8 protein-coding genes are annotated in these 8,484 nt (G+C 48.7%); 1 reads left to right on the forward strand and 7 read right to left on the reverse strand.

Translation table 11 applies throughout. The annotated features are described in order from the left end of the window. The 4 genes from PUQ60_RS10990 to PUQ60_RS11005 form a co-directional block, all read right to left on the reverse strand. A partial coding sequence (locus PUQ60_RS10990) for an ATP-binding cassette domain-containing protein (RefSeq protein WP_273482999.1) occupies positions 1-273 on the reverse strand: 273 nt, incomplete at its 3' end. A 547-nt stretch (positions 274-820) separates the two neighbouring features. Then, entirely contained in the window at positions 821-1,513 is a 693-nt protein-coding gene (locus PUQ60_RS10995) for a DUF3879 family protein (protein ID WP_273417176.1), read from the reverse strand. A gap of 126 nt (positions 1,514-1,639) precedes the next feature. Further along, the gene (locus PUQ60_RS11000) at positions 1,640-2,263 is read right to left on the reverse strand and encodes an ATP-binding protein (RefSeq protein ID WP_243032653.1); all 624 of its coding nucleotides are present in this window, start codon (positions 2,261-2,263) and stop codon (positions 1,640-1,642) included. Between the two features lie 242 nt (positions 2,264-2,505). Beyond that, positions 2,506-2,997 carry a hypothetical protein gene (locus PUQ60_RS11005; protein WP_273417175.1) on the reverse strand — a complete coding sequence of 164 codons (492 nt, stop codon included), beginning with the start codon at positions 2,995-2,997 and terminating at the stop codon, positions 2,506-2,508. Positions 2,998-3,513: 516 nt separating this feature from the next. Here PUQ60_RS11005 and PUQ60_RS11010 point away from each other — a divergent pair. Next, the gene (locus PUQ60_RS11010; protein WP_117781706.1) at positions 3,514-3,720 is read left to right on the forward strand and encodes a hypothetical protein; all 207 of its coding nucleotides are present in this window, start codon (positions 3,514-3,516) and stop codon (positions 3,718-3,720) included. Between the two features lies 1 nt (position 3,721). Here the strand turns inward: PUQ60_RS11010 and PUQ60_RS11015 are convergent, their stop codons facing one another. The 3 genes from PUQ60_RS11015 to PUQ60_RS11025 form a co-directional block, all read right to left on the reverse strand. Further along, positions 3,722-7,534, reverse strand: coding sequence for an InlB B-repeat-containing protein (locus PUQ60_RS11015; protein ID WP_273417174.1), 3,813 nt, complete (start codon positions 7,532-7,534; stop codon positions 3,722-3,724). Next, positions 7,531-7,884 (reverse strand): glycosyltransferase, encoded by a 354-nt coding sequence (locus PUQ60_RS11020; protein WP_118734470.1) that lies wholly within the window; start codon positions 7,882-7,884, stop codon positions 7,531-7,533. The genes PUQ60_RS11015 and PUQ60_RS11020 overlap by 4 nt, the downstream gene beginning before the upstream one ends. Positions 7,885-8,042: 158 nt before the next feature. Then, positions 8,043-8,484, reverse strand: a 442-nt coding sequence (locus PUQ60_RS11025) for a PrsW family glutamic-type intramembrane protease (protein WP_273483001.1), incomplete at its 5' end; no start/stop codon positions are given.

An 8,484-nucleotide genomic window follows, 5' to 3' on the forward strand; every position in this document is an offset into this window, starting at 1 on the left:
GGCGGAAAGATTTTCATAAATAGGCGGATTTTCAATTAACGCTCCTATTTTTGACAAATCCTTCCTATTCCATAGTTTTCCATCAAGGTAAATCTTTCCTGCAGTTGGTTTCATCATACCGGTCAGCATTTTCAATGTAGTAGATTTACCAGCACCATTCGGTCCAAGCAGTCCATAAATCTGTCCTTTTTCTATATTGAGTGAAACATTATTTACTGCTTTCTGCTTTTTAAAATATTTACACAAATTTTGTGTCTGCAACATCATTTCCATCTTTTCTATCCTTCCTTCTATATTTTATTTCTTACTGAAATATAATCTATCAGGGAAAAATAAAGATTTGATGAAGTTTGCTAAATTTATACTCTCTCGGTTCCTTCTATACCGACGACAACATAAAAAAGAGAATTTCGAGACGACAGGCCTATCTGAAAACGCAAAAGGAAAGAGCGAAAGAACGAAAAGAAAAGCGGAAAGCTACATACGAAGCTATGTCTCCAGCTAAACGCCTACCATGATGCGAAATTCGCACTGGAAAGCCACAACATAGACCTCACTGCAATCACCAGTTCCAATATCAAAATACTGCAAAATCGACTCGAGCAGGCTGAGCAGGATATGTATAACCTTGAGGAGCAGCAGCAACAAAACGAGCGTGATCTAAAGGAGCTGCAGCGCCACCAGAAGGAAATTGACACCTATCTAGGGAAAAAGCATGAAGATATTTAATCCTCATGCTTTGCAGTAAAGTTATAGAAAAGGCATCCGAACGGCATTTGTTACACAAAATGCCGTTCTGTCTACTAATATATTCAGATCATTATAATTTCAGATCAAAACCTCTCTTGAATATTTCTCCATATTGTCCCATCGTTACAGTCAATGATTTATCAATTTGCTCTCTTGTAATCCCATCCAACGCACCTGCTTTTATCGCTTTTCCAGGTTTCCATGTTGGATTGGCAGCCTTTGCCGCATCATAAAAAGCTTGATTATACTGTCGTTCATATTGTTCTAAAGTCCACGTCCCCTTTAATCTGTCCCGCTTCTTTGCAGACTTTTGATAATGGTAAAACACATCTGAACGTTTTGTAGTATCTCCGTTTGCAATTCCATTTTCTTCAAGGAACTCCCGTTTTGCATTATCAAACATTTCCTGTCTGTTTTTTTCAGGAATATCAATAATCACGTGTCTCTGCGAAATAGGAATATCCGTTGCGTCCATACCGGCAAGACCAGTTGCCGGAGAAATATAGTCCCCATCTTTATCATAGTTCTTCATCAAATTCTTTATGGCTGCCGGATTGGTATACATCATTCCGTTTGCATTTTGCATCATTTTACTTATAACGGTTTTATATTGTTTGCTGTTTGTGTTAATCCCTGCTGCTTTTAACTGTGATTGTACTGCACTGCTATTGAGCTGGGATAATTGGAAACTCCCTATTGGATTAAATGCCGACTTTCCGGATGAATTTTGAAACAAAAAAGCATAATCTGTAATTTTTGACATAATGTAACCTCCTTGTGCACATTATATTGTAAATCCATTTACTGACTCACATTGTATATCGGCATAATCGCTTTAATTGTTCACCTTTTGCTTTTAGTATACTATTCCACTCGCAATACAACAATTTTAATCATGGATTACCCATGTACCTTTCTTAGAAGAACCGATATGCTCCACAACACCATCTTTCTTTAATTTATTGATATGATAGCGAACTCCTCCAACAGAAAGCCCAAGCTGCTGTGCAATCATCTTTACTGTAATGGAAGGCTGTTCACCCATGAGCCTAATTATTCTCCCTACATTTTCTGTGTTAGTTTCTGTGTTAGTTTCTATGTTAGTTTCTGTGTTAGTTTCTGTATTAGCATCCCTTTTTCGATACATATTTACTCTGAAATCGCCATCAAAATCAATCAACTCCGGCTTCGGTAATCCATATTCCTCACAGGCTGCAAATAACCTCGGTATTCCAGTTCCCCATTTTTCAATAATTTTCATGTACGCAAAAGCTCTTGCGATTGCGGGATTTCTCGGTCTTGAGTAACCTTCTATCATTTTTTCGATCGTAACATTATTCAGTAGCATACCCGGCGAAGTAATCTCTAGTCTGTCATCATACAATGCCACTTGTATATTTCCCGGCTCAAGATAACTACGATGAGCCACTGCGTTTGCAATCAACTCTCTTATGCTATCTGTAGGAAGTTCATATACATCTTGTCTGTACATTCCCTTTATTGTCATTCCCATGTTAATTTTTTCAAGAACATACTGGTATCTGTGCCATTCTTTTTTGTTCTTTCTATTAGTGTTTTAAGTTCTTCTTCAAAAGCCATCCCTTGTTTCCCCTCTTTTGTGTCATATACTATATAATCCTAACCACTTATAATCGAAAAATACACATTGATTATACCATTTTTCACTCATACCCGCAATTAATACCACAACATCATGCAAATCATTCTATCAATCCTATCCGGTCAGCTACATCATCAGAAGCATACTGAGATACCGATACTCTGCAGGAGCATTTTCATCTTTGGTCGTTCAAATGGTATCTGAAACTCCGCTTTTCTGCTTCTTGCCATGAATACTACAAATAGCATCGTCATAAAATAAGGTTCACATGCTGTATGTGTTACCGAACCATCTGCCCGTGTGACTTCTCTCATATCCACCGGAATATGACTTTTTTTACACGCTTTCTTTAATATCTCTGCGGTTCTCTCATCATTCACATCTATGGAAGTAACATCTTTACCCTCTTGGTTAAAATCCTTTAACGAGCCATGTGTCTCCTTATAGTTGGAAACCACCTTATCGACTACCTTGCCAAGCAGAGTTTCCTTCTGCTCCGCACTCATACCGGGATTTTTCTCTTCTGAACGTTTACAGGCTTCCGCAATGGCTGTTATCAGATCCACGCTGACAGTCACAATCGCCTTTCCCGTTTGGAATGACTCCTGCGTCAACTCATCGAACATTGTTCTGTCCTCCTGTTATATGTTTTCCTATGGCTTCTGTCTGTGGGTGCTCTCACCCATAAGATACACATTTTAATGCACATCTCGTGTTCCTCCTTAATTTCCTTTATCTGAACTTCTGGACAAAATGTCCTAAAGTTACATTCATATACATTGCCCAAAGGGCACAAAAAAAGAGCATCTATGTTTCAATCACATAAATGCTCTAACGCTGTTGTTTATATTAAATTGTTATGGTTTGTCAGTTCGACAAACTTGAATTGAACTAAATCGCTGTGCGATGGCCTGCGAAGGCTGTGGCACAGTTTTCTCTTTAACTTAAAAAGGCAGTAGATAATGAGCCCTAAAAGTAGTATTGTTAAATCACCACAAAATAACAATCGAACAGGTTCATCATTAACACTGCCATGAATAGAATAACACCAGAATCTCTTTTTCTCAAGAGGGTATCTTTAATACGTGAACATCCATGATGGCAGTGACTCATTAACGTTACTAGTATCATGGAGGTTTATTATGTACGAAAAATATTTTAACAAGCTCAGAGAGGAATGCCTGATTCGTAACAGGTCCTCCCGAACTGCAGATACCTATATCAACAACATACGTCACTTTATGAAGTGGACAGGCTATAAATCAATGGAAGATTTCTTCTCCAGTCCAAGCGAAAGGGCGATGACGGCAATGTCCGTCACCGCCCTTTGCTCAAAGGTTCGCAGCTGATTTATTCAGCGTTTTCTTTCTTCTTTTTGCTGTAAACGGTGATGCCGATCACTACGCCGCCGCTGACAAACAGCAGTGCGATCCAAAGGATCATATTGCTGTTGTCACCGGTCTGCGGAGAATCCGAATCGGTCGGCTTGCCCGGCTCAGTCGGTGTTCCGGTAGCCGGAATCTCAACTGCCGCCTTCTTGTAGCCGCAAACCCTGCACTCCTCATGCTTGGAGCCCTTTTGCGTTGCGGTCGCTTCCTTGTCAACAACCCACTTGAAGTCGTGTGCCGCCTTATCGGCCTTATCTCTGCAAGAGCACTCATGCCAGTGGTTCGTAGCATCGTTCTTCCAGTCGGAGCCGTAGCTGTGAGTATGCTCACCGCCGCCGGTTGCCGGGATAGTTTCGGTTGCCATCGTATAACCGCAGACGGTGCATTCCTTATGCTTTGAGCCGTCGGTTGTAGCACTTGCCGGGGTGTCGATGATCCATTCGCCGGCGGTATGCGCTGCTGTATCTTTCTTATCGCCGCAGGAGCACTCATGCCAGTGGTTGTCGGCATCGTTCTTCCACTCGCTGCCGTAGCTGTGAGTATGCTCACCGCCGCCGGTTGCCGGGATGGTTTCGGTTGCCATCGTATAACCGCAGACGGTGCATTCCTTATGCTTTGAGCCGCTTGTGGTAGCTGTTGCCGGAGTGTCGATAATCCATTCACCGGCGGTATGCGCCGCCTTGCTGCCCTCGATGATCACGCCGCAGCCGACAACGGTGCACTCTTTCCAGTGATCGGTATTATCGGACTTCCAGTCGGAAGCGCTATGACCTGTTGCCGCAAGGATTACGCTTGTCTTGTCGGTAATTTCGGATGCACCGGTTGCATCCTCAAACCACTTGTCACAGCCGTCGCAGGTGTAATATGCCGTGTTGCCTTTCTCCGTGCAAGTAGGAGCCTTTGCGGGAACGAGGGTCAGATTGTGCGTATGCGGTACGGTCTTGTCATATCCGCAGGTGTCGCAGATGTTATCGCTACCGTAATCGTGAGCCGCCTCGTCCTTCTTTTCGTGGCAGCGAGAGCATTCTTTCCAATGATTGTCTGTGTCCTTGCTCCAATCGCTTGCCCATGCGTGCCCGAGCTGTGTACCTGCTGCTGTAAAGGTTTCTGTTGTGCTGATCTCTCCGCAGGAGCAGCTCTTGAAATATACTGCATCGTTGGTGCAGTCGGCAGCCGACTTGAGGGTTTCCGGCTTCTGAATTTCCTGATCGTAGGTATGGGTATGGGGAATTGTGTAGGTCGCTTTCACGCTGACTTCACTGTCAGGCATTATGAAAGTAGTGGTTTCACTGTTCGCATCTTCAAGAGTAGTGTTGCCGCTTTCTACTACCCACTTATCAAACACCTTACCGTCAGGAGCCGCATTTGCGGTCAGAGTAATGGTTGTGCCTTGCGCCGCTTTACTGATTTCGCTTCCTGCACCGATTGTCGCTTTGCCGTCCGTTACGATGATGGAATACTCTTTACTCTCCCAGATTGCATAGAAGATAGTATCCGAGCTTACTTCATAGGTCGTGCCGGAAATAACCGAACCGTCGGCACTGGTTGACCAGCCCTTGAATTGCTTGCCTTCCGGTTCAGTAAAACCGCAGGCGGGCAGGGTGTAGCTGCCGGAAACGCCGGTGACATCTGCCATTGTGCCGCCGCCACCGTTGGCATTGAATTTGACGGTATGCTCGGTAGGGGCGGTAGGCGCGTCCTCCTCGAAGATAGCTTTGACCTCCACATTGCTGTCCGGCATGGTGAACTTGTTGTTGGTGATTACAAGCCCTGCCGGAGATACGACCTGCCACTCCTTGAAGCGGTAGCCGTCTTTGGGCGTTGCGGTCAGGGTGATTTCCGTACCAGCCACGGCCTTGTCAGGAGATGCGGAAGCCGTTCCGTTGCCGTCCGGGCTGATGACCTTCACGTGGTGCCACCTGTATGTTCTGACTGTCGCCGTAGTTTCGTTTCCCGCGTTGTCAGTCGCGATCACGGTATATTCCGCTCCCGCGTCATTGTTGCCGCCATCCGGCGCGGGGAGACGATAGGTGGGGCCGTCTTGTGGCTCGCCGTTGATGGTCACCGACTTGATGCCGGAGGACGTCTCTCCCGATGCAGCCGGGTCGCTCACGGTGAAGGTGTACGCGCCGGGATTTCCATCGATGGTATCCTCGACGGTGTAGCTCTCACCGTCATTCAAACCCTCCAGCACCGGTGCCTTCGTGTCCGTTCCCATCACATGGCCGCACACAGTGCAGAGCTGCTTCTGATTGCCCCAGTCGCCGGGAATGTGTTTGGCGTTTTGTTTGGACATTTCCGCAGCGGGGTCTCGCGCGCCGCATTTCACACAGGCCCAGATGTGGCAGCCGTCCCAGTCCGTCCAACCCAGTTCATGGCTGCATGTGCTTTCCTCGCAGCGCAGCTCCAGCTTGCTGATCACTCTGCCGTAATTGTAGGCATATGGCAGGCTCAGCCGCTGCAGGTCCACGCGCCCATTTTCGTTGGGGATAAGAAGCTCCGTTGTGGTGCCCCAGTACTTCTTATACGGTTCCTGGTTGTGGCGCCACTGCCACCCTGTCGCGCTCAGCCACACGGACTTCCCGTCCGAGGCTCCGATTTTGATGTTCTCTTCTATAATCATTGCAAATTCCTGATCTTGCATCACTGCCATGTAGTACGCCCGGTTCGAGCCTCTTCCGACCGCGGATGCAGACAGCTCTGTATAACCGTAGTCCTGATAAAGCGGAAAGGCCAGCGCAGTCAGCGTTGTGTCCTTGATCAGAATGTTCCCGCTGTTGCCGTTCATGCCGCCGCCGATGCCCGCGCCCAAGTAGCCCTGCGCCCTCACCACGCCGCCAGTGATGGAAATGTCATAGCCCGAACCGCCTCTTCCGCCACCGATTCCTGCGCCGGCATAGTTACTCCAAGCTTCGACCGTTCCACCGGAAATCTCGATATGATGCGCATCTTCCGACTTGTTCTGTCCGTCTTGATCGCCGCTGCCTATTCCTGCTCCGCCTGACTCGCTGCCGGCATTCACCGTGCCGCCCTTGATATAAATAAAGCGTCCGGGGCCGCCCTGACCGCCACCGATCCCTGCGCCTTCCGAAACGGACCGCACCGTCAGCTTGCCGGAATACACATAAATCTGCTCGCCGACGCCGCCCTGACCGCCGCCGATACCCGCACCGTATACGCCGCTGGTCGCAAGAATCTCACCGCCATAGATACCCGTCGCCAGAGAGCCGAAATGAAGGTTCATGCCGTGTCCCTGCGAGAAGTTCTTGATTCCGACCTTTGAGCCTCCGATGCCAGCGCCATACCTGCCGCCTTCACACGTGAGCTTTGTCCCCGTCTGCACCAGAACCCGGAGATAGCCATCGGTTTTGTTTTTCTGCAGCGCAGCGAAGTTCTCCGCGCCGATCAGCTCGCTGTCCCCGCCGATAAAGTACAGGCAGGCGGAGGCGCCGCCGTAAAGCTCGATGGCAGGGCCGTCCTCGGGTGCCTGAAGGCGGACGCCGTCCAGAAAGATGTGCGGTGTATTGTTCTTGCCATCAATTTTGATCCGGTACTGAAAATACCAGTTCGGATCTGTGGAGCCCTTGATCAGATAGGTCTTGCTGTCCTTGATTTTCAATTCTTTGTTCTGCTCCGTAAGGTCCACTATCTTGTCAAACGCCGTTGGGACGGAAAGTTTGACATCCGGTAGCTCACCCGCAGCAAAGACCGCTGTCGGCAGCAGCGTCAGCACCATGCAGCATAGAAGTATGATACTGAGTATTCGTTTCTTCATTGGCTTTTCTCCTCCTTTTCGTGTTGGTTCGGCTTATCCGTCCCGTCTTTTCTCCGGTTTTCCTTGCTTCTGAGTCGGAAGCACAGCGCGGTGATGACCACCGCCGCTGCAAAGGAGACGACGGCCACCAGCACATAGCCGCCCGCGTCCTGCCGCAGCAGCATCGAGCCGAACACGCCCCATGCTTCCGGTTGCCCCGGCCCGACGACCGTGCCCGCTGTCTGCATCAGCGCCGCGTACAACAGCATACACGCTGCGGAGAGACTTATTACCTCGCGCCGCTGCCTCCGGCGGTTGTTTTCCCGCACCCGCTGCTTGACGAATGCGACCCGTCTTGCGGTATCGTACATATCGTTTGAACCCCCTTTCCGGTTTGTCTGGAACTGTGATAAAAACCCTTTCACTTATATAGGTACAAAAAATCGAAAAAACTCTCACCCAAAACGCAAAATTTTTCAAAAAAATTTGAGAGCCGCCAAGAGGCAGCTCTCAGGGAGTAAATGTTCGGTTATTTCCTCTGCGATAAGCGGAAAGCGGACCATCTTCCCGCCGCTACCAGCAGCACCGGCAGGACATAGGCCACATACTGCGCCGCGCCGCCGTAAGCAATGAGCAGATTATAGATGGCGTGGAGGGTGATGGCCGCGCCCAGCAGCCCGCACGTACCGGCTATTTTAAGCCACGTCCGCCGCCACGCATAGGCAAGCCCGCCGCCCACGATCAGGCCGCAGAGGACGTGCATGGCTCCCGTGCCGAAGCCCCGGAAGAAGATGAAGGAGAAGCGGTCCGCGCCGTTCTGGATGAGATAGCACACGTTTTCAAAGGTGGCGAAGCTCAGGGCGAGCGTGATGGCGGCGGGCTTAATTCTCTCGCTCTCCGGCTCAAACACCAGAAGATAGAACACCAGCGGCAGCAGCTTCATCATTTCCTCCACCACCGGCGCAATCTCC

It is taken from the genome of Clostridium sp. AF02-29 (assembly GCF_934835585.1).
GTDB lineage: Bacteria > Bacillota > Clostridia > Lachnospirales > Lachnospiraceae > Otoolea > Otoolea fessa.